The 20310-nt window shown below is 62.6% G+C and carries 18 protein-coding genes; 15 read left to right on the forward strand and 3 right to left on the reverse strand.

Features of this window, described 5'->3' with window-relative positions; translation table 11 throughout:
* The first annotated feature begins 25 nt into the window (after positions 1-25).
* Genes GMET_RS04675 through GMET_RS04690 form a run of 4 tightly spaced genes read left to right on the forward strand, consistent with a single transcriptional unit; the run spans position 26 to position 2082 of the window.
* Positions 26-679, forward strand: a complete 654-nt coding sequence (locus tag GMET_RS04675; protein WP_004514417.1) for a lysophospholipid acyltransferase family protein — start codon at positions 26-28, stop codon at positions 677-679.
* A complete protein-coding gene (rnhA, locus tag GMET_RS04680) occupies positions 663-1121 on the forward strand; it encodes a ribonuclease HI (protein ID WP_004514418.1) in 459 nt (152 codons plus the stop codon). Before GMET_RS04675 ends, rnhA begins: the two co-directional genes overlap by 17 nt.
* Positions 1118-1432, forward strand: a complete 315-nt coding sequence (locus GMET_RS04685) for an HNH endonuclease (protein WP_004514419.1) — start codon at positions 1118-1120, stop codon at positions 1430-1432. Before rnhA ends, GMET_RS04685 begins: the two co-directional genes overlap by 4 nt.
* Positions 1433-1461: 29 nt before the next feature.
* A complete protein-coding gene (locus tag GMET_RS04690; RefSeq protein WP_004514420.1) occupies positions 1462-2082 on the forward strand; it encodes an HAD family hydrolase in 621 nt (206 codons plus the stop codon).
* A 25-nt stretch (positions 2083-2107) separates the two neighbouring features.
* On the opposite strand, the gene pfkA is transcribed toward GMET_RS04690, so the two are convergent.
* From pfkA to GMET_RS04705, 3 genes are read right to left on the reverse strand one after another with little or no spacing between them, the layout of a single operon-like run.
* Positions 2108-3067 (reverse strand): 6-phosphofructokinase, encoded by a 960-nt coding sequence (pfkA, locus tag GMET_RS04695; RefSeq protein ID WP_004514421.1) that lies wholly within the window; start codon positions 3065-3067, stop codon positions 2108-2110.
* The gene (locus GMET_RS04700; protein ID WP_004514422.1) at positions 3064-4389 is read right to left on the reverse strand and encodes a replication-associated recombination protein A; all 1326 of its coding nucleotides are present in this window, start codon (positions 4387-4389) and stop codon (positions 3064-3066) included. Before GMET_RS04700 ends, pfkA begins: the two co-directional genes overlap by 4 nt.
* Positions 4390-4403: 14 nt before the next feature.
* Complete coding sequence (locus GMET_RS04705; protein WP_004514423.1) at positions 4404-6920, reverse strand: glycogen/starch/alpha-glucan phosphorylase; 2517 nt, start codon at positions 6918-6920, stop codon at positions 4404-4406.
* A gap of 141 nt (positions 6921-7061) precedes the next feature.
* On the opposite strand from GMET_RS04705, the gene GMET_RS04710 reads away from it, so the two are divergent.
* The 11 genes from GMET_RS04710 to secA all read left to right on the forward strand — a co-directional run bounded on the left by GMET_RS04710 (position 7062) and on the right by secA (position 20225).
* Positions 7062-7913, forward strand: coding sequence for an NAD(+)/NADH kinase (locus tag GMET_RS04710; RefSeq protein ID WP_004514424.1), 852 nt, complete (start codon positions 7062-7064; stop codon positions 7911-7913).
* Complete coding sequence (gene recN, locus GMET_RS04715) at positions 7913-9577, forward strand: DNA repair protein RecN (protein WP_004514425.1); 1665 nt, start codon at positions 7913-7915, stop codon at positions 9575-9577. Before GMET_RS04710 ends, recN begins: the two co-directional genes overlap by 1 nt.
* A gap of 33 nt (positions 9578-9610) precedes the next feature.
* On the forward strand, positions 9611-9940 hold the full coding sequence (locus tag GMET_RS04720) for a hypothetical protein (protein WP_004514426.1): 330 nt from the start codon (positions 9611-9613) through the stop codon (positions 9938-9940).
* Positions 9930-10784 carry an HDOD domain-containing protein gene (locus GMET_RS04725; RefSeq protein WP_004514427.1) on the forward strand — a complete coding sequence of 285 codons (855 nt, stop codon included), beginning with the start codon at positions 9930-9932 and terminating at the stop codon, positions 10782-10784. The genes GMET_RS04720 and GMET_RS04725 overlap by 11 nt, the downstream gene beginning before the upstream one ends.
* Positions 10774-11691 (forward strand): GGDEF domain-containing protein, encoded by a 918-nt coding sequence (locus tag GMET_RS04730; protein WP_004514428.1) that lies wholly within the window; start codon positions 10774-10776, stop codon positions 11689-11691. The genes GMET_RS04725 and GMET_RS04730 overlap by 11 nt, the downstream gene beginning before the upstream one ends.
* Before the next feature lie 49 nt (positions 11692-11740).
* Positions 11741-12193, forward strand: coding sequence for an N-acetyltransferase (locus tag GMET_RS04735; RefSeq protein WP_004514429.1), 453 nt, complete (start codon positions 11741-11743; stop codon positions 12191-12193).
* A gap of 18 nt (positions 12194-12211) precedes the next feature.
* On the forward strand, positions 12212-13549 hold the full coding sequence (locus tag GMET_RS04740) for a TldD/PmbA family protein (protein WP_004514430.1): 1338 nt from the start codon (positions 12212-12214) through the stop codon (positions 13547-13549).
* 146 nt (positions 13550-13695) lie between these two features.
* Positions 13696-15513 (forward strand): thiamine pyrophosphate-dependent enzyme, encoded by a 1818-nt coding sequence (locus GMET_RS04745; protein ID WP_004514431.1) that lies wholly within the window; start codon positions 13696-13698, stop codon positions 15511-15513.
* Complete coding sequence (locus tag GMET_RS04750) at positions 15510-16055, forward strand: indolepyruvate oxidoreductase subunit beta (RefSeq protein WP_004514432.1); 546 nt, start codon at positions 15510-15512, stop codon at positions 16053-16055. Before GMET_RS04745 ends, GMET_RS04750 begins: the two co-directional genes overlap by 4 nt.
* A 25-nt stretch (positions 16056-16080) precedes the next feature.
* Positions 16081-17382 carry a phenylacetate--CoA ligase gene (locus tag GMET_RS04755; RefSeq protein ID WP_004514433.1) on the forward strand — a complete coding sequence of 434 codons (1302 nt, stop codon included), beginning with the start codon at positions 16081-16083 and terminating at the stop codon, positions 17380-17382.
* 143 nt (positions 17383-17525) lie between these two features.
* Positions 17526-20225, forward strand: a complete 2700-nt coding sequence (secA, locus tag GMET_RS04760; protein ID WP_004514434.1) for a preprotein translocase subunit SecA — start codon at positions 17526-17528, stop codon at positions 20223-20225.
* Positions 20226-20310 lie beyond the last annotated feature (85 nt).

Here is a 20310-nt window from a genome sequence, read left to right on the forward strand (position 1 = left end):
CATTCCACATGATTCAGAGGTTTTCTTGAAGGCTTCCCTGGTTCGCCGTGTCTGGGTTACATTCTCTGCCCATGTAATCGGTTTCTATGCATCCACTCTCAACAGGTTCCGGGTTAAAGGGATTGAAAACCTGCCGAAGGATGGTGGGGTGCTGATCGCCTCCAACCACATCTCGGCCTATGAAACCATTTTCATTCCCTGGGCCGTGTTGCGTCACTATCCCCTGCAGATGGTCTGGGCTCCCGCCAAGGAAGAGCTTTTCACCAGCCGTCTTCAGCAGTGGCTCTACAGTTCGTGGGGGGCGTTTCCGGTCAAGCGGGGGCGCGACATCCGCGCCGGTAAGGTCATCAATGATCTTCTCCTGACCGAAAAGGTGATGCTCTTCCCCGAGGGGACCCGCCATAAGGACGGGGTTCTCGGCCCTGGCAACCGGGGTGTGGGCAAGATTATCTACGACACGCGCCCCACGGTCGTGCCGACGGCCCTCGTGGGCCTCAATCGCTGGAAGTTCCCCGGTGTAGGCCAGGATGCCGCCATCGTATTCGGAAAACCTCTCGATTTTGCAGACCTGTATGGCCGCGAAGACAACAAGGAAACTCACCAGTTGATTGTCGGGCGTGTCATGACAGCCATAGCTGATCTTCTGAAGACGGAAGGGGCCTATGTCAACAAGGGTTGAACTTTTCTGCGACGGTGCCTGCAGCGGTAATCCGGGCGTCGGCGGTTGGGGGGGCATCCTTCGGTGTGGCGCTACGGAAAAGGAATTATCGGGCGCCGAGTGGGAGACCACCAACAACCGGATGGAGATGACCGCCGCCATCCGGGGGCTGGAGGCCCTGACGCGTCCCTGTGAGGTGGTCGTCACCACCGACTCCCAGTATCTGGTAAAGGGAATGACCGAATGGCTTTCGGGGTGGATCCGGCGGGGGTGGGTCAACAGCAAGAAGGAGCCGGTGCTGAACCGGGATCTCTGGGAACGGCTCCTGGAACTCTCCAAGACTCACCGGATCCAGTGGACCTGGATTCGGGGGCACAACGGCCATGCCGAGAACGAGCGCTGTGACGCCCTGGCTCGGGGGGCCATTGACGAGCTCAGAAAGAAGGGGCAGGGACGGCGGTGAACTACTTCATCGTTGAGGTGTCGGAGCAGGAGGTGAAGCGGGAGAAGGAAAAGGCCCGGGAGCTTCGCCGAAGCCAGTGGTGGAAGAACCGGATTGCCCGCGGCATCTGCCACTACTGCGGTGAAATCTTCCCGCCCGAGGAGCTCACCATGGACCACCTGGTGCCCGTCGTGCGTGGCGGCAAGAGCACCCGCGGCAACGTGGTTCCGGCCTGCAAGGAGTGCAACAACCGCAAGAAGTATCTCCTCCCCGTGGAGTGGGAGGAGTATCTGGATTCGTTGGAAAGCGAACCGTCCGACGGTGAAGGGTAACCTCCGCCAGCGGGCGGCATGGGGTAAGCGTGCGTTACAAGGCAGTAATCTACGATTGTGATGGGGTGATGTTCGACTCCTTCGAGGCGAATCTCGCCTTCTACCAGCGGATCATGGGGATGATGGGGCGCAAGCCCCTCGACCGGTCCGACGAGGAGCAGATGCGCATCCTCCATACCTATGCTAACCGGGAGGTCCTCGCTCATTTTTTCCCCGACCCGAGGGAGTGGGAAGAGGCGGTCCGCTGTGCCGGCCGGATCGACTACCGGGACCTCGTCCCTCTGATGGTCATGGAACAGGGGTTTCGCGAAACCCTCGATGTGCTCAAGGGTCGTGTTGAGCTGGCCGTCTGCACCAATCGGTCAACCTCCATGGACACCGTTCTGGAAAGCTTCGACCTCGCTTCCTATTTCGGCCTCGTCATGACCGCCTCGAAGGTGGCCAACCCGAAGCCCCACCCGGAGCCGCTTCTGAGGGTTGTTGAACACTTCGGCATCAAACCCGGTGAGGCCCTCTTTGTGGGGGACTCGGCCGTGGACTCCATGGCCGCGGAAGCAGCCGGCGTGCCTTTTGTCGCCTACAAGGCAGACCTCCCCGCCATGACGTGCATCGACCACCATGGCGATCTGGTCGCCCTTGTGCGATCCTGAACCGCTCCCACATGGTTCCCTAACACTAAACACCTAACACCTCTGCCAGCCGCAATACCTCGTCCTGGGGGCGTTTCTCGCCTTTGATGACGTCTTCCAGGGGCGTGGCGAGAATGGCATTGCAGGAAAGTCCCACCATCACCCCGGAGTTGCCGGAGATGAGGAGTTCCACCGCCCGCTTGCCGAAACGGCTTGCCAGGAGCCGATCGAAGACGGTCGGCGCGCCGCCGCGCTGGTAGTGGCCCAGCACCGTGATCCGCGTCTCGAAGCCGATGGCGTCCTTGATGCTGTCGGAGATCTCCCGGGCATGGCCGGCGCCTTCGGCGAGGATGATGATGGCGTTATCGCGCCCCTCCTCGAAGCGTGCTCGGAGCTGTTGGCAGATCTCGGCCAGGTCGTATTCCCGTTCGGGGACCAGGGCGAACTCGGCACCGGTGGCGATGGCGGAGATGCTGGCCAGGTACCCCGAGTTGCGCCCCATGACCTCGATCACAAAGGCCCGGGCGTGGGAGCTGGCCGTATCCTTGATGCAGTCGACGGCGTAGATGATGTTGTTGAGGGCCGTATCAACACCGAGGGCCATGTCGGTGTAGGGGATGTCGTTGTCAATGCTGGACGGGATGCCGACCACCGGCAGGCCGAGCCGGTGGAGCGCCAGGGCGCCGGTTAGGGAGCCGTCGCCACCGAGCACCACGAGTCCTTCGACGCCCAACTCCTTCAGGTTGTCGATGGCCTTCTGCTGCCCCTCGGGGGTCTTGAATTCCGGCGAGCGGGCCGACTGGAGGAACGTCCCACCCCGGTGGAGGATGCCCGAAACCGCCTTGGTGTCGAGGGGGATGGCATCCCCCTTCATGAGCCCCAGATATCCCTTTCTGAATCCCACCACCTCGATGTTCAGGCGGATCGCGGTCCGTACCGCCGCCCGGATGGCGGCGTTCATGCCGGAGCAGTCGCCGCCGCTCGTGAGAATGCCGATCTTTTTCATTGCTTGTTCCTCTCCTGTAAAGTCCGCAGATATTCCATCCGTTCCTTGATCGTCTTTTCGTAGCCATGCCCGCGGGGGGCGTAAAAGGTCTTCCCCCGGAGTTGTTCAGGGAGATACTCCTGGGAGACGTGCCCCCCTTCGTAGTCGTGGGCATACTTGTATCCCGCGTGGTATCCCAGATCCTTCATGAGCCGCGTGGGGGCGTTGCGGATGTGGAGGGGAACGGGGAGGGCGCCGCTCTTCCTTACCTCTGCCAGGGCCGCGTCGATTCCCGCGTAGGAGGCGTTGGACTTGGGTGCGGTGGCGAGATACGTCACCGCCTGGGCCATGATGATCCGTCCTTCGGGCATCCCCACAAGCTGGAACGCCTGAAGGGCTGCAACCGCCACTTGCAGCGCCCTCGGGTCGGCATTGCCGATATCCTCGGAGGCGAGGATCACCATCCGCCTCAGGATGAAGAGGGGGTCTTCCCCCGCTTCGATCATCCGCGCCAGCCAGTAGAGGGCGCCGTCGGGGTCGCTGCCCCGCATGGACTTAATGAAGGCGGAGATGACGTTGTAGTGCTCCTCACCCCCCTTGTCGTAGAGCAGGGCCTTCTTCTGGGCCGCTTCCCGGGCCGAGTCCAGGTCGATCTCGCCGTTTTTCGCCAGTCGCGCCGCCGTTTCCAGGGTGTTGAGGGCGATCCGGGCGTCCCCCTGGGCCTGCTCCGCCATGAAAGCGAGGGCCTCGTCGGAAACGGCAAGGCTCCGGTTGCCAAGCCCCCGTTCCGGGTCGACAAGGGCACGACGCAGGATCGTTGTCACCTCTTCATCGGTCAGGGAGTTGAGGACCAGGACCTTGCAGCGGGAGAGGAGCGGCGCGATGACCTCGAACGAAGGGTTTTCGGTGGTGGCGCCGATAATGGTGAAGACTCCTTTCTCCACGTAGGGGAGGAAGGCGTCCTGCTGGGATTTGTTGAACCGGTGGATCTCGTCAACGAAGAGGATGGTGTTGGAACCCCGGTACTTCCGCTCGTTCTCCGCCTCCTTGACGATTTCGCGGATCTCCTTCACGCCGGAGAGGATGGCGGAAAAAAAGATGAAGTGGGACTTGGTGGCGTTGGCGATGATGCGGGCCAGGGTCGTTTTCCCCGAACCGGGAGGACCCCAGAAAATGAGGGAAGAGAGGGTGTCGGACTCGATGAGCCGACGCAGGAGTTTCCCTTCGCCCAGAAGGTGCTCCTGGCCCACGTAGTCGTCGAGGGTGCGGGGGCGCATCCGTTCGGCCAGGGGGGCATCCCTGCCGGTTTCGGTTGCGGCGGTGGCGTCGAAAAGATCGGTCATCGGTCTGATTCTGCTCAGTCGGGTATCACGTCGTGCTGGCGGTACTCCAGGACCGGGTGGACTTCAAAGGGCTCCACGTCCCAGATCTCCCGGGCGTACTCGGCGATGGTCCGGTCGCTGGAAAACTTCCCCATGCCGGCGCAGTTGAGGATGGCCTTGCGGGCCCACTGTTCCCGGTCCAGGTAGAGGCGGCTGACCTCCTCCTGACAGGCCACGTAGGAGGCGTAATCGGCCAGGAGCATGTAGTGGTCTCCCTGGTTGAGGAGGGAGTCGACAATGGGGCGGAAGAGGTCGCGGTTGGCGGGGAAGAAGTACCCCTCGGCGATCATGTCCAAAACCTTTTTCAGCTCGGGGTTGCGGCTGTAGTAATCCCTCGGGTTGTAGCCCCTGCGGCGCAGGTCCTCCACCTCGTCGGCGTTCATGCCGAAGATGAAGATGTTGTCGCGCCCCACTTCCTCCATGATCTCGATGTTGGCGCCATCGAGGGTGCCGATGGTGAGCGCCCCGTTCAGGGCGAATTTCATATTGCCAGTCCCCGACGCCTCGGTTCCGGCGGTGGAGATCTGTTCCGAAAGATCGGCGGCCGGGAAGATTTTCTCAGCCAGGGAAACGCTGTAGTTAGCGAGAAAGACCACCTTGAGGCGGTCCCCAACCTGGGAGTCGTTGTTGATTACATCTCCCACGGCATTGATGAGCCTGATAATCAGCTTGGCGATGGCATAGGCCGGGGCCGCCTTGCCGCTGAAGATTATCGTGCGGGGGACGAAGTCGCCGTCGGGGTTCGCCTTGATACGGTTGTACAGGGTGATGACGTGGAGCACGTTCAGCAGTTGCCGCTTATATTCGTGGATCCGCTTCACCTGGCAGTCAAACAGGGAGTCGGCGTTCACCTGAATACAGTTGTGCTTCAGGATATACTCGGCAAGCTTGTCCTTGTTGGTCCGCTTCACCTGCTGCCACTGGGCCATAAAGGCCGGATCGTCGACCAGAGGACGGAGCTGGGTGAGCTTGTAGAGGTCGGTGGTCCAGCCGTTGCCGATGGTGTCGCCGATGAGGCGCGCCTGGTCCGGGTTGGCGCACTTGAGCCAGCGGCGCTGGGTGATGCCATTGGTCTTGTTGTTGAACCGCTCCGGGTACATCTCGAAGAAATCCTTGAAGACGTGTTCCTTGATAATCTCCGTGTGGAGTGCCGCCACGCCGTTCACCGAGTGGCTCCCCACCACGGCCAGGTTCGCCATCCGCACCTTTCGCTCCCAGTGTTCCTCGATGAGGGACATCCGTTCCAGCTTGCCCGTGTCGCCGGGAAAGCGCGTGCGGACCGCAGTCAGGAAACGATCGTTGATTTCATAGATGATCTGGATGTGGCGGGGGAGGATATGTTCGAAGAACCAGACCGGCCACTTCTCCAAGGCCTCGGGGAGGATGGTGTGGTTGGTGTAGGCGAAGGTCCTGGTGGTGATATTCCAGGCGGTCTCCCAATCGAGCCGGTGGTGGTCGATGAGGACCCGCATCATCTCGGGGATGCAGAGGGCCGGATGGGTGTCGTTCAACTGGATGGCAGCCTTTTCGGGGAGACGCCGCAGGTCCTCGTGCTGTTTGTGAAAGCGGTAGATAACGTCGTGAACCGTGGCGCAGGCCAGGAAGTACTCCTGTTTGAAGCGGAGTTCCTTCCCCTCCGGCACGTTGTCGGCCGGGTAGAGGACCTTGGAGATGTTTTCGGTGAGCATCTTCTTTTCGACGGCACGGATGTAATTCCCTTCGTTGAAGAAGGAGAGGTCGAATTCCCGGGTCGACTTGGCGGTCCACAGCCGCATGGTGTTGACGGTGTTGGTGCCGTAGCCGGGGATGGGGGTGTCGTAGGCCATGGCCATGACGTCCTCGGTGTCGATCCAGTCGAAGAGGGTATTGCCTTCGGTGTCCTTGCGCTCCACAACCCTGCCGTAGAACTTGACCGGGTGGAGGTGCTCCTGGCGGTCCATCTCCCAAGGGTTTCGATAACGGAGCCAGTTGTCGGGGATTTCCACCTGGGAACCGTCAATGATGTTCTGGCGGAAGATGCCGTACTCGTACCGGATGCCGTAGCCGTACCCCGGAACCCCCATGGTGGCCATGGAGTCGAGGAAGCAGGCCGCAAGCCGCCCCAGCCCTCCGTTGCCGAGCCCCGCGTCCTGCTCCCGTTCGATGAACTCATCGAGGTCATAGCCGAGCGAGTTCATGGCCTCCCGGAACTCCGCGAGAAGCCCCAGATTCACCAGGCTGTTCTCAAGGGTCTTCCCCATGAGAAACTCCATGGATACGTAGTAAATGCGTTTGGGGTCCTCGTTGTAGTAGGCCTGCTGGGTGTCGAGCCACCGTTCCACCATCCGGTCGCGGACGGCGTAGGCGAGGGCGTTGAAGATATCGTGGCGGGTAGCGGAGTACTTGTCCTTGCCCAGGGTGTACTCCAGGTGCTCAAGGAAAGACTTGATGATGAGCATCATGGTGTCGAGTTCAGGGGAGCCGGATTCGCTCGGAAACGCTTCATCAGTCATGGGGTCACCTCAGGGGAGGGGGGTGGAAACCGGGTCGTTCGGGAGAAGGCAGTACCCCCAAATGGCGGAATTCCATTGGACATGCCCCCTGATCTATGCTAGTAAATTCCATACTTATACCACAATAACAGGGTCGGCACGATGAAAAAAATCGCCATCTTCGCCAAGGTTCACGACCCCCGTTGCCAGGGAGTGGCAGGGGAACTGATCACCTGGCTCGAGCAGCGGAGGATCGTTCCGCTCGTTGAAGCCCATTTTGCCCGCCATCTGGGGCGATCGGGCGTTACCTCCGAAGAGATTCCCGACCTCGCTGACATGGCGGTGGTCCTGGGGGGGGACGGCACCCTCATCTCGGCCGCCCGGCTCCTGGGGGGGCGGGAAATCCCCATTCTCGGCGTGAACCTGGGGAGCCTCGGCTTTCTGACCGAGGTCACCCTGGACGAGCTCTATCCAGCCCTTGAAGCATGCCTCGGCGGCGACTACCGGGTTTCGGAGCGGATGATGCTTGCCGCCACCGTGGAGCGGGGCGACGACATCGTCTTCTCCCACCGGGTTCTGAACGACGCGGTGATCAACAAGGGAGCCCTTGCGCGGATCGTCGACATGGAAAGTCTGGTCAACGGCCACTACCTCACCACCTACAAGGCCGACGGCCTCATCATTTCGACCCCCACCGGCTCCACCGGCTACTGCCTCTCGGCCAATGGCCCCATCGTCCACCCGGACCTGGAATGCCTCACCATCACCCCCATCTGCCCCCATACCCTCACCAACCGTCCCATCGTCCTGGAGGCCAGCGCTGAGGTAACCATCAGGCTCATCTCCAAGAATGAGGATGTCTACCTCACCCTCGACGGCCAGGTGGGGATGGAGCTCAAGTGCGGCGACATCATCCGGGTGCGCCGGGCCGAGCACCGCACGCGCCTCGTTATGTCGCGGAGCAAGGACTATTTCGAGGTTCTCAGGACCAAGCTCAAGTGGGGTGAGCGGTAGTGCTCATCGACCTCTCCATCAGAAACTTCGCCATCATCGATACTCTCCATGTTCCGTTCCAGCCGGGGCTTACGGTCTTTACCGGCGAGACCGGCGCGGGAAAGTCGATCATCATCGACGCGGTAAACCTCATCATGGGGGGGCGTGCTTCCGCCGACCTGATCCGGACCGGCGCCGAGGAGGCCACCGTGGAGGCGGTCTTTGCGCTCCCCGAAGGTTCCCCTCTTGGTGCCCGCCTGGCCGATGCGGGGATCGAGTGCGACGGCGAGCTCCTGGTGAAACGGGTCGTGTCCCGCTCGGGACGCAACCGGGTCTTCGTGGGGGGCGGCCTCTCCACCCAGGCGATTCTCGCCGACATGGCCCGGGAGCTCGTCAATATCTACGGCCAGCATGAGTCCCAGACCCTCCTGCGGACCGACAACCACCTGACCCTCCTGGACGGTTTCGGGGGGCTTCTCCCTCTCCGGGAGTCCTATGGCGCCCTCTATGCCGATTACCGCGCTACCCTTGATCAAATCCGGGCGCTGGAGGAGGGGGAGCGGGAGGCGGCCCGGCGGCTCGATCTCCTGTCGTTCCAGGCAAGCGAGATTCGTGAGGCGGCCCTGCACCCCGGCGAGGATGCGGATCTGGAGCGGGAGCGGGGGCTCCTGGCCCACGGCGAAAAGCTCCTCTTCGCCAGCCAGGAGGCCTATGCGGCCCTCTACGGGGACGATGGTGCCGTGCTCGACCGGCTGGCCGAGGTGAAGGGAAAGGTGGCCGAGATAGCCGGCATTGACGCATCCCTCGGACCGCTCATGGATTCCCTGGCGGATGCCGCCGCCCAGTTGGAAGATGCCGCCATGACCCTCAGGGATTACTCCTCGCGGGTCGAGGCCGATCCCGCCCGGTTGGAGCGGGTGGAGGAGCGGCTCGACCTGATCCGGCGGCTCAAGAAGAAATATGCCCCGACCGTGGAGGAGATCGTCGCCTACGGCGAGGAGGCGGCCCGCGAGATGGAACACCTTGAAAACCGTGAGCGAACCCGCGGTGAGCTGGACGCGGCCCTGGAGAGGCTGCGGAAGGAGCTTGCGGCAAAGGGGGGGGAGCTTTCGGCGAAGCGCCGCGCCGTGGCGAAGGAGTTGCAAAAGGCCATGGAGCGGGAGATTCACCAGCTTGCCATGAAACACGCCCTTTTCGAGGTCGCCTTCGAGGAGTTTTCCGAGCCGCGGGCCACGGGGCTTGAGCGGGCCGAGTTTCTCTTTTCCCCCAACCCGGGGGAGGAACCGAAGCCCCTGACGAAGATCGCCTCGGGCGGGGAGCTTTCCCGGCTCATGCTGGCCCTCAAACAGGTCCATCCGGAGAGCGACGTGCCGACGCTTGTGTTCGATGAGGTGGACACCGGCATCGGCGGCGCCACGTCGGCCCTGGTGGGGGAAAAGCTCAAGCGGGTCAGCAGGGGGCAGCAGGTCCTCTGCATAACCCATCTTCCCCAGGTGGCGGCCTTTGCCGACCACCACTACCTGGTGGAGAAGCGGGTGGAGGGGGGGCGGACCGCCACCGCCGTCACCCCGTTGGAAGGGGAGGCCCGGGTGGCGGAGATGGCCCGGATGCTGGGGGGAGTCACCATCACCGACCGGACCCTGGAGCATGCCCGCGAGATGATAGCCCACGGGGCCGGGGCGTAGAAACGACCCAGCCGTTCACGGAGACGAAACCCGATGCAGACGATACCCATAGCCCTTGCCGAGCCGGAAATGGCCCTTGCCCGCGACGTGAGGCGGACCGACAATCCCCAGGCCCCACCCATCTGCGGCCGGGGGACGACCCTTACGGAATCGCTCATTGAACGGCTCAAGAACCTGGGGATCAAGTCCATAACCGTGGAGGGGCATCCGGTCGTCATCGAGGGGGAGAAGACCCTGGAGGACCTTCTGGCGGATCTGGACCACCGGTTCAGCAAGGTGGCGAACGTACCGCTCATGGGTCGGTTGCAGGAAATCTACCGCAAGAACATTATCCGCTCCATGGGGGGTGAAGGTGGGAAGTAAGCGCGACAAGATCCTCGACATCATCCGGGATACGAACTCGCTCCCGACTCTTCCCGGCGTTGTGTCGCGGCTCCAGGCCCTGGCTGAAAACCGCAAGTCCAGCATCGAGGAGATGGCCCGCCTGGTATCCTCGGACCAGATATTGTCGGCCCGGGTGCTGAGGCTTGTCAATTCTCCGTCCTACGGTTTCTACCGGGTTTCCACCATCTCCAACGCCCTCATCCTCCTGGGGGTGAACGTCATCAAGAGTCTCGCCCTCAGCTCTTCCATCTTCGAGATTATGGAAAAGACCATCGTCGGGCTGTGGGAGCACTCCCTGGGGGCCGGCGTGGCGGCAAATATCATCGCCAGGCACCTGAAGCTTCCCGAGGTCGAGGAGATCTCCACCGCGGCCCTTCTCCATGACATCGGCAAGGTGATTATCAAGGAGAAGTGCGCCGAGGATTATGAGCGGATCTGTAACATGGTGGAGCGTGACGGCATTCCCATGCTTGAAGCCGAACGGCAGGTGCTCCAGACCAACCACGCCGAGGTCGGGGAGTGGCTGGTGCACAACTGGTATCTTCCCAATAAGCTGAGCGAGCCGGTTGCCTGCCACCACGACGTGGCCAACGCTCAGCACCACAAGATGAAGACCGCCGTGGTGCATCTGGCCGACGTGCTCGTCAAGGCGAGCGGTTTCGGCTTCAGCGGTGAAGTCTATGTACCCCGCATCCAGCCCACGGCCTGGGAGTGGCTCGGCATGGCCGAGGACGACCTTGCCGCCATTGTGGAAGAGCTTGAGGACCGGCTGGTGGAAGTCAAAAACTTCAGCCTGGAGATACAGTCCGCCGATGGGAACTAATCTGAGGATCATCGTCGTCACCAGCCCCAGCGGCGGGGACGGGAGCCTCGAACTGCGCCTCCAGAGCAAGGGGTACCAGGTGGTCACCCTTGATAATCCTCCCAGTGTCATGGGGCTCATCTACTCCGACCCCCCCGACGTGGTGCTCATAGACCTGGCGACCCCCGACCAGACGCTTCTCGGCATCATCCACAGCCTGAAGGATGATTTCTTCTTCTCCACCATCCCGGTCATAGGGATGATCCCCGAATGGGCTGCCGAAGGGTTCGACTGGGAGGAATATCCCCTCGACGATTTCGTCACTACCCCACTCAGTTACCGGGATCTCTTCACCCGGATTGTCCTGTCGCTGCGGCGCCTCAGGCGGGTCTTCGATAACAATCCCCTGACGAGGCTCCCCGGCAACACCTCCATCCAGCGCGCCATCGAGCATGCGGTGGGAAAGCCCATGGGGGTCTGTTACGTGGACATCAACCACTTCAAACAGTACAATGACGTCTATGGCTTCGCCCACGGCGACGAGGTGATCCGGATGGTTGCCCGCATCATCGCCAATGCCGTCAAGGAGGCGGGTGAGGGGTTTGCGGGCCACATAGGCGGCGACGATTTCGTCTTCATCGTGCCCCTGGAGCAGGCCGAGGCCGTGTCGGAGCGGATCATCGCCAACTTCACCGCCGTCGTTTCCGAGCTCTTCAACGAGGAGGAGAAGGCGCGGGGATTCTACGTGGCCCACGACCGCAAGGGGAACGAGGAACGGGTGCCCCTCATGGGGGTCGCCATCTCCATTGTTCCCATGGATTCGCCGAAGATCGGCCACTACGCCAAGGTGGCCGAGGTGGCGGCGGAACTGAAAAAGATGGCCAAGAAATCCCACAGAAGCTGTTATGTTATGGATCGGCGTAAATAGCCATTTAACGCAGGACCATCCCATCCACACCACAGAAGGAGACCCACCCATGCTCCGCAAGGCCCAGATAGGTGACGTCAAGAACATCCAGAAGCTCCTCACCCACTTCGCCAGTCAGGGGGACATGCTCTCCCGTTCCCTGTCGGAGCTCTACGAGTCGATCCGTGACTTCTATGTGTGGGAGGAAGGGGGGGAGATCGTCGGCACTGCCGCCCTCCACATCATCTGGGAGGACCTGGCAGAGATCCGTTCCGTGGCCGTGGCGGAGGAGACGGGGCGGAAGGGGATCGGTACCCAGGTCGTGAACGCCTGCATCGACGAGGCCCGCCAACTGGGGCTCAAGCGGGTTTTCTGCCTCACCTACAAGCCCAATTTCTTCGGCACGTTCGGGATGCGGATCGTGGACAAGTCGGAGCTTCCCCACAAGGTGTGGGGCGATTGCATGAAGTGCGTGAAATTCCCCGACTGCGACGAGATCGCAATGATCCTGGACCTCGAATAGTCCTCGACAGGTATGCCCATGAACACAAATGAAATGATCGAAACCGTCGCCACCCTCCTGAAGGACCGTCCCCTGGACGGGTGGGAGGTTGCCGCCGCAACGTCGCGCCTACTCTCCATCGAGGTGAAGGAGCAGAAGGTGGACACCTTCAAGTGCTCCGCCCCGGGCGGGGTAAGCATCCGGGTCCTGAAGAACGGCGGCATGGGGTTCTCGTACTCCACCAGCATGGAGCCTGCCGACCTTGCCCGCATGGTGGAAAACGCCCTCGTGGGGGCCGGAGCCCAGACCCCCGATGAGCACCATGCCTTTCCCGAGCCCCGTCCCGGTTCGGAGATCCCCGGGCTCTACGACGAGGGGCTGGCGGCCGTGCCCGAAGCGGAGAAGGTGGCGCGGGCCATGGAGCTGGAGCGGCTCGTCATGGCTGCCGACCCGCGGGTGAAGCGGGTGCGCAAATGCTCCTTCGGCGAGTCGACGGTGGAGACCCGTATCGTCAACTCCCGTGGCGTCGATGCCACCTGCCGGGGTACGTCGGTGTCGGCCAGCGTCTCGGCTATCGCCGAGGAAAGCGGCAATTCCCAGATGGGGTGGGACTTCGACTTCGCCAACCATTTCACCGATCTGTCCGTTGACCGGATCGCGACACGGGCCGTGGCCAAGGCGGTGGGGCTTCTGGGGGCCGCGAAGATCCCGACCATGCGCTGTCCGGCGGTTCTCGACAACTACGTGGCCACCGAAATCCTGGAGGTGCTCGCCTCCGCCTTCCTGGCCGAGAGCGTCCAGAAGGGGAAGTCGCTCCTGGTGGGGAAAAAGGGAACCCGGATTGTCAGCCCCCTCCTCCGGATTCGGGATGACGGGACCCTCCCCGGCGGCATGGGGACTGCCCCCTTCGATGCCGAGGGGGTGCCGAAGCAGAACACAATCCTCGTGGAGGACGGCGTGCTCCGTGGCTACCTCTACGACACTCTCCGGGCCCGAAAAGACGGTGTCGCTTCCACCGGCAATGCCAGCCGCGGCGGCATCAAGTCCCCTCCCCACATGGGAGTGTCCAACCTCTTCATCGAGAACGGCACCGTCCCCTTCGATGACCTCATGGCCGGCATCGGGCGGGGGATCCTTCTCACCGACGTCATGGGGATGCACACCGCCAATCCCATCTCCGGCGACTTCTCCGTGGGGGCCGCCGGTTTCCTCATCGAAGAGGGGAAGGTGACGGTTCCGGTCAAGGGAATCGCCATCTCCGGGAATATTCTGGAACTCTTCCAGGGAGTGGAAGGGGTGGGGAACGACCTTCGGCTTTACGGCACCGTGGGGGCGCCGTCGCTGCGGATCGCAGCCCTTGATGTGAGCGGCGAGTAGGCTGCCATTACAGACCCGGAGTACCGGGCCGGTCAATGAAACCGCCATGTTCGGATTAATACCGGGTGGCGGTTTCGTGATTTCAGGTTGACAAACACCGGGCGAGTGCGGAGAATTCTCTGATTTTGCGTTGGGAGGAAAAGCAGGTGAGTGAACGAATGCTGTTGCTCGGCAATGAAGCCATGGCCCACGGCCTTGTGGAGGCAGGATGCAACGTGGTGGCCTCCTATCCCGGTACCCCCGCCTCGGAGATCCTTTCGTCCGTGGCCCAGTGGCGGGCCCGTTATGATCTCCCCATGCACGTGGAGTGGGCGGTGAACGAGAAGGTGGCCCTGGAGATCGCCTATGCGGCGTCCCAGGCGGGACTGCGGGCCGCAACCGCCATGAAGCAGGTGGGGCTCAACGTGGCCTCCGACCCGTTCATGAGCGCCGCCTACCTGGGGGTAAAGGGGGGCTTTCTGGTCATCAGCGCCGACGACCCCGGTCCCCACTCCTCCCAGACCGAGCAGGACAGCCGCCTCATGGCCATGGGCGCCAAGGTGCCGGTGCTGGACCCCGACTCGCCGGAACAGGCCCGGGAGTTGGTGAAAGTCGGTTTCGAGCTCTCCGAGGCCTTCGAGATTCCGGTCATGCTCCGCCCCACCACCCGGGTCTGCCACGCCAACCAGGACATCCTCCCCGGTCCCGTGGCCCCATCGGACCGCAAAGCCCTTTTCGAGAAAAACCCGGCCCGCTGGGCCGCCACCCCCAAGTTTCGCCACCGTCTCCACCTGGAACTGGAGGAGAAGCTTGCAAAGATCGCCGCCTGGGAGCCCACCGCTCCCCGGCTCCTTAATCCTGCTGCCCCGGCCCGTCGGGCCATCGTCGCCTCCGGCGTCGCCGCGGCCCATGCCCGCGAAGTGCTGAATGACCTGGGGCTCCGGGAGACGCTCCCCCTCTGGCAGGTGGTACAGCCCTATCCGCTCCATGGGGACTTCGTGACCACTGTCCTCGAACAATACGACGAGATCCTCGTTCTCGAAGAGACCACCGGCGTCATGGAACTGCAGTTAGCCGACCGCTACCGAGTCAAGGGGAAACGCTCGGGCTTCGTCCCCGAAGTGGGAGAGCTGTCGCCGGAGCTGATCGAGGGGCTCATTGCCTCCTTTGCCGGGATCGAAACCCCGGAAGCTCCCGCTCCCGCCGCCGAAGGGGGCCGCCGTCCGACCCTCTGCCCCGGCTGCCCCCACCGGGCCAGCTTCTATGCCATCAAGCGTGCCGCCCCCAAGGGAATCTTTCCGTCGGATATCGGCTGCTACACCCTCGGCATCAACCTGGGAGGCGTTGACACCGTCCTCTGCATGGGGGCAGCGGTCTCCCAGGCCTGCGGCTTCTACCACGCCCACAAGATCGGCGGCGAGGTTCCCGACATCGTCGCCACCATCGGCGATTCCACCTTCTTCCACGCCGGCATTCCCCCCCTCATCGACGCGGTAGTCCAGGATGCCCGGTTCGTCCTCGTGATCCTCGACAACGCCACCACCGCCATGACCGGCAACCAGCCGACCCCGGCCTTGGGGTGGGGGGCTGGCGGGGTCCCCACGGCCACGGTCAACATGGAGGGGCTCGTGAGGGCCTGCGGGGTGAAGTTCTGCAAGGTGGGGCGCCCCGGCAACCTTCCGGCGTTCACCGACCTCATGAAGGAAGCGGTCGCCTTTGCCCGGACCGACGGGCTTGCCGTGGTCATCGCCCGCCAGCCCTGCGTGGTGGACCGCACCTTCAAGGGGGACCGCCCGCCGCGGCGAAAGGTTGCCATCAGCGACGCCTGCAACGGCTGCCGTTACTGCACCACCCAGTTCGAATGCCCGGCCCTGGTCTATGACGAGGAGGAGAAGCGGGTCGCCATCGACACCCTCATCTGCACCGACTGCGGTGTCTGCATCGACGTCTGCCCGCGGCTGGCAATCGAGGAGGTGGGACAATGACCGGTCAGCAGCTCATCATCAGTGGCGTCGGCGGCCAGGGAATCCTCTTCCTGACCCGCATCCTCGCCGAAACCGCTATCAGCCTGGGGATGCCGGTCATGACCTCCGAGACCCACGGCATGGCCCAGCGGGGGGGAGTGGTCATCTCCCACCTGAAAGCGGGGGAGTTTTCGAGCCCCCTCGTGAGACCGGGGCGCGCCGACGGACTCATCGCCATGAAGGCGGAGAACGTGGCGATCCACCGTCATTTCCTTCGTCCCGGCGGCTGGGTCGTCGTGAACGCCAAGGCCGCGCCGGCTGGCCTCGACGGCCATCCGGTCCATGTCATCGATGCTGATACCCTTGCCCTGGAGCTCGGCAATCCCCAGTCCCTCAACCTGATCCTTATCGGCTATGCCGTGGCGCGGTTCGCCGCCTCGGGAGACTTCTTCTCTCCCGACCAGGTCATCGGGACCATAGAACGGCGCCTGGTCGAGAAGGGGAAGCTGCGGGACGCTTCCCTGGCGGCCCTTCGTCTGGGGATGGAGAATGCAGCAGGCTGATTTTCGTCCGGAGGTTTCATAAACGATGCTCACACGTTTTCCCGCCCCCTTTTCTTCCCCTGCCGACCTTGAACGGCTGCAGCTTGCCGGCGTGCAATGGACCGTCGCCCACGCCTGGAACAACTCCCCCTTCTACCGGGAGCGGTTCCAGCAGGCCGGCGTCTCGCCGGAGGATATCCGCACCCTCGACGACCTGCGCAGACTTCCCTTTACCACAGCCGATGACCTGCGGGCCGGCTATCCCTTTCCGCTCCGGTCGGCATCCTTTGAGGAGATTGTCCGGATCCACTCATCATCCGGTACTACCGGCAAGAGGAAGATCCTCTGCTACACCCAGAAGGATCTGGACGACTGGGCCCGGATGTTCTGCCGCTGCTACGAGCTGGCGGGGGTGACGCGGGAGGACCGGGTCCAGATCTGCGTCGGCTACGGGCTCTGGACCGCTGGAATCGGCTTCCAGGCCGCCTGCGAGCGCTACGGCGCCCTGGCTGTGCCGGTGGGGCCGGGGAACCTGGAACTCCAGACCACCTTCCTCACGGACGTCCAGTCCACGGTGGTCTGCTGCACCGCCTCCATGGGGCTGCTCCTGGCGGAGGAAGTCCAGCGGCGGGGGCTCAGGGACCGGATAAAGGTCAGGAAGGTGATTCTCGGGGCCGAGCGCTCCAGCGAGGCGATGCTCGCCAAAATCCGGGAGGGGCTCGGGGCGGAATCGGTTCACGATATCACCGGCCTCACCGAGGTCTACGGCCCCGGCACCGGCCTTTCCTGTGCCGCTCCGGGGGCAAACGGCGCCGTCCACTACTGGGCCGACTACTATCTCCTCGAAATCCTTGATCCCGAAACCCTTCAGCCGGTGGCACCCGGGGAGGTGGGTGAGATGGTCTTCACGACCCTCCGCAAGGAGGCGGCGCCCCTCATTCGCTACCGCTCCCGGGACCTCACCCGGCTGATCCCCGGTGACTGCCCTTGCGGCTGCACGTTCCCCCGTCACGACCGGATTCTCGGCCGTTCCGACGACGTGGTCATCTTCCGCGGCGTCAACATCTACCCGGGGCAGATCGATGAGATTCTCGATACCGTGGCGGGGGTCGGGAGCGAATTCCAGGTAGTTCTCGACCATGGCGCCGACGGCCGCGACTACATGACCATCCGCGTGGAGCGGGGCGAGGACGGTGCTCCGGCCGACGACCCGGCCCTTGCCCGAAAGGTCGCCTCTGCCGTCAAGCACAGCCTCATGGTTTCCTGTGAGGTGGTTGTCCTCCCCTACGGCGAGCTCCCCCGCTCGGAGGGGAAGACCAGAAGGATGTATGACAACCGGAAGTACTAACGGTGCTCAACATGCAACGATTGCGTGACGACATACGTTGAACGCCAGACTCGACACGGATTCTGTTGAGCATTTCACCCCTTTGTGCTACCGTTCTCCGTTGCATTTCCCTAAAAAATATTCCTTCCAGGAGACACCTCATAATGTTCGGATCCATCATCAAGAAGATCGTGGGAAGCAAGAACGAGCGGGAACTGAAGCGCCTCTGGCCCATCGTGGAAAAGATCAACGGGCTGGAGCCCCAGATGGCAGCGCTCACCGACGACCAGCTCAGGAATAAAACCTCCGAGTTCAAGGAGCGTTGCGCCAAGGGGGAATCCCTCGACTCCCTCCTCCCCGAGGCCTTTGCCGTCTGCCGCGAGGCGGGCAAGAGAGTCCACAACATGCGCCACTTCGACGTGCAGCTCATCGGCGGCATGGTGCTCCACAGCGGCAAGATCGCCGAGATGAAGACCGGCGAGGGTAAGACGCTTGTGGCTACCCTCCCTGCCTACCTGAACGCCCTTACCGGCAAAGGGGTACATGTGGTCACGGTCAACGACTACCTGGCCAAGCGCGACTCCGACTGGATGGGACGGATCTACAACTTCCTCGGCCTCTCCGTCGGCGTCATCGTCCATGGCCTCGACGACGAGGAGCGCCGCGAGGCCTACGCCGCCGACATCACCTACGGCACCAACAACGAGTTCGGCTTCGACTATCTGCGGGACAATATGAAGTTCTCCCTGGACGACTACGTGCAGCGTCCCTTCTATTTCTCCATCGTGGACGAGGTTGACTCGATCCTCATCGACGAGGCCCGGACGCCGCTCATCATCTCCGGCCCCACCGAGGACTCCACTGACAAGTACTACATCATCGACCGGGTCATCCCCCACCTGAAAAAGGGGGAGATGAAGGAGGTGGAGGCCAACACCCTCTCGGGCAAGAAAAAGGAATACACCGGCGACTTCACCGTGGATGAGAAGGCCCGCTCCGCCACCCTCACCGAGGAGGGTGTGCTGAAGGTGGAGAAGCTCTTGAAGATTGACAACCTCTACGACCCGCGCCACATGGAGTTCCTCCACCACGTGAACCAGGCCCTGCGGGCCCATGCCCTGTTCCGGCGCGACGTGGACTATGTGGTGAAGGAAGGGGAGGTCATCATCGTCGATGAGTTCACCGGCCGCCTCATGCCGGGACGCCGTTGGTCCGACGGCCTCCACCAGGCCATCGAGGCCAAGGAGGGGGTGGAGATCGAGAACGAGAACCAGACCCTGGCCACCATCACCTTCCAGAACTACTTCCGGATGTACGAGAAACTCTCGGGCATGACCGGTACCGCCGACACCGAGGCCGAGGAATTCCACAAGATCTACAAGCTGGACGTGACGGTTATCCCCACCAACCGGCCCCTGCTCCGCCCCGACTTCCCCGACGTCATCTACAAGACCGAGCGGGAGAAGTTCGCCGCCGTAATCGAAGAGATCAAGGATTGCCACCAGAAGGGGCAGCCGGTCCTCGTCGGTACCATCTCCATCGAGAAGTCCGAGATCCTTTCGGAACTCCTCAAAAAACAGGGGATTCCCCACAACGTCCTCAATGCCAAGCAGCACGAGCGGGAGGCCGAGATCGTGGCCCAGGCGGGGCGCAAGGGGATGCTGACCATCGCCACCAACATGGCCGGCCGCGGTACCGACATTGTGTTGGGGGGGAATCCCGATTCCCTGGCCAAGCAGTGGCGCCGGGAGAACCCCGATGCCGCGGATGAGGAGTACGCCGCTATCCTTGCCAAGTACAAGGCGGAGTGCGCGGCCGAGCACGACGAGGTAGTGAAGCTGGGCGGCCTTCACATCCTCGGCACCGAGCGCCACGAATCCCGGCGCATCGACAACCAGCTCCGGGGCCGTTCCGGCCGCCAGGGTGACCCGGGATCATCGCGCTTCTACCTGTCGCTGGAGGATGATCTCCTGCGCATCTTCGGCTCCGAGCGGGTCTCCAAGATCATGGACTTCCTCAAGATCGAGGAGGGGGAGGCCATCACCCACGGCATGATCACCAAGGCCATCGAGAACGCCCAGAAGAAGGTGGAGGCCCACAACTTCGAGATCCGCAAGCACCTCATTGAGTACGACGACGTCATGAACAAGCAGCGCGAGGTCATCTACACCCAGCGCCGGGAAATCCTGGCCGGGGAGGACATCCGCGGCAACTTCACCCAGATGCTCGACGACACCATCGAGGACATCGCCGCGGCCTTCGCCATCGACAAGGTCCACGCCTCCGAATGGGACTGGCAGGCCATTGTCGAGGCGGTCTACAAGACCTTCGGCTTCCAGATCGACATCCCGGCCGAAACCATGGACCGGCTCGCCCCCGAGAGCTTCCGCAAGCTCCTCAAGGAATCGGTTCATGAGGCCTATGAAGGGAAGCTGGCTTCCTTCGGCGACGAGCTCATGGATCACCTCATCAAGGTGATCATGCTCCAGGCTATCGACAGCCAGTGGAAGGACCATCTCCTCTCCATCGACCACCTGAAGGAGGGGATCGGCCTCAGGGGGTACGGCCAGAAGGACCCGAAGCAGGAGTACAAGAAGGAGGCCTACCGCCTCTTCATGGATATGATGGCCCGCATCGCCGAAGAAACCGTGGAGAAGATCTTCTGGGTCCAGATCGCCCGCGAGGAAGACGTGGAACGGATGGAAGAGGAACAGCAGCAACAGGCCCAGAAGAAGATAGTATTCAATCTCGGCGAGGAGCCGGCAACAGCTCCCCAGCCGGCCAGGAGCAAGAAGAGCGCTTCCCGCAACGATCCGTGCCCCTGCGGGAGCGGGAAGAAGTATAAGAAGTGCTGTGGGAAATGATCGGGATTTCATGTGGGGGCGCAATTCGTTGCGCCCGGATTGCTTGCCGTGAGGATAGGGCGTGATTAATCACCCCCCTACGCGA

The organism is Geobacter metallireducens GS-15 (genome assembly GCF_000012925.1).
GTDB classification, from domain to species: Bacteria; Desulfobacterota; Desulfuromonadia; order Geobacterales; family Geobacteraceae; genus Geobacter; species Geobacter metallireducens.

Bases quoted from the DNA above. Each gene is read 5' to 3' on its own strand.
- rnhA (WP_004514418.1), top strand. From the start codon at position 663: ATGTCAACAAGGGTTGAACTTTTCTGCGACGGTGCCTGCAGCGGTAAT.
- pfkA (WP_004514421.1), bottom strand. From the start codon at position 3,067: ATGAAAAAGATCGGCATTCTCACGAGCGGCGGCGACTGCTCCGGCATG.
- GMET_RS04700 (WP_004514422.1), bottom strand. From the start codon at position 4,389: ATGACCGATCTTTTCGACGCCACCGCCGCAACCGAAACCGGCAGGGAT.
- GMET_RS04705 (WP_004514423.1), bottom strand. From the start codon at position 6,920: ATGACTGATGAAGCGTTTCCGAGCGAATCCGGCTCCCCTGAACTCGAC.
- GMET_RS04710 (WP_004514424.1), top strand. From the start codon at position 7,062: ATGAAAAAAATCGCCATCTTCGCCAAGGTTCACGACCCCCGTTGCCAG.
- GMET_RS04720 (WP_004514426.1), top strand. From the start codon at position 9,611: ATGCAGACGATACCCATAGCCCTTGCCGAGCCGGAAATGGCCCTTGCC.
- GMET_RS04730 (WP_004514428.1), top strand. From the start codon at position 10,774: ATGGGAACTAATCTGAGGATCATCGTCGTCACCAGCCCCAGCGGCGGG.
- GMET_RS04735 (WP_004514429.1), top strand. From the start codon at position 11,741: ATGCTCCGCAAGGCCCAGATAGGTGACGTCAAGAACATCCAGAAGCTC.
- GMET_RS04740 (WP_004514430.1), top strand. From the start codon at position 12,212: ATGAACACAAATGAAATGATCGAAACCGTCGCCACCCTCCTGAAGGAC.
- GMET_RS04750 (WP_004514432.1), top strand. From the start codon at position 15,510: ATGACCGGTCAGCAGCTCATCATCAGTGGCGTCGGCGGCCAGGGAATC.
- GMET_RS04755 (WP_004514433.1), top strand. From the start codon at position 16,081: ATGCTCACACGTTTTCCCGCCCCCTTTTCTTCCCCTGCCGACCTTGAA.
- secA (WP_004514434.1), top strand. From the start codon at position 17,526: ATGTTCGGATCCATCATCAAGAAGATCGTGGGAAGCAAGAACGAGCGG.